Below are 650 nucleotides of genomic sequence, written 5' to 3' on the forward strand. Positions count from 1 at the left end.
CTGCTCGACCTGTCAGAAGACTTGACCGGAAAACAGCGCGACGTGGCGCTGGCGATTCACCAGTTGAGTGAGTTGGGGGTGTTGCTGATGGACAAGCTGCTGGAGCGCGAGGCCGCCGGCTAACGCTGATGACCGCTGAGCACGAGGCAACACAAGGCTAATGTGGGAGCGAGCAAGCCCGCTCCCACATTTAGGTCAGTGTAGGGTTCACGTCCTACAGCGCACACTGAAACAGCAAAGTCCGAAGCCACAGCGCCTTGCTCCCTTGCCTACGCTTGCGTCAGAATCCGCCGGCTTGTGCGCTGTGGTGGGCGTCTCTAAGGTTGCTCGGTCGCTGACAATTCAGTGATCGGGTTTAGTAGCCCGGGGTTATTCCAGTCAGTGCATGAGCTTCATCTGTCGGACGGCTTCGTCCGTGCTTGATGGTGGCTGTGTGCAGGGCGTCTTCGGGCGCGCCGGCTTTCTTGGAATTCCCCGGTCTACTAACCTGCGCACAGCTGCCACCCCTTTGTTTAGTAGCTCAGAGGTGGCGGCCCTAAAGTGGGAAATTCCAAGTATGTTCAAAATAACGCCGAACCCTCCAAGCGAACCGGACCTGAAACTCAATCAGGCCGCGCATCGCGCAATTGATCACTACCTCAATCCAAAAG

The 650-nt window shown here is 57.4% G+C and carries 1 protein-coding gene and 1 pseudogene; both read left to right on the forward strand.

All coding sequences use genetic code 11. The features are described 5' to 3' along the window. Nucleotides 1-123: DUF6124 family protein (locus BFP92_RS32045; RefSeq protein WP_239694261.1), on the forward strand; the 123-nt coding region annotated here is incomplete at its 5' end. A 262-nt stretch (nucleotides 124-385) separates the two neighbouring features. After that, nucleotides 386-650, forward strand: a pseudogene (locus tag BFP92_RS31930) (hypothetical protein); the annotation flags it as partial.

This window comes from Pseudomonas sp. 58 R 3 (assembly GCF_900006605.1).
GTDB lineage: Bacteria > Pseudomonadota > Gammaproteobacteria > Pseudomonadales > Pseudomonadaceae > Aquipseudomonas > Aquipseudomonas salomonii.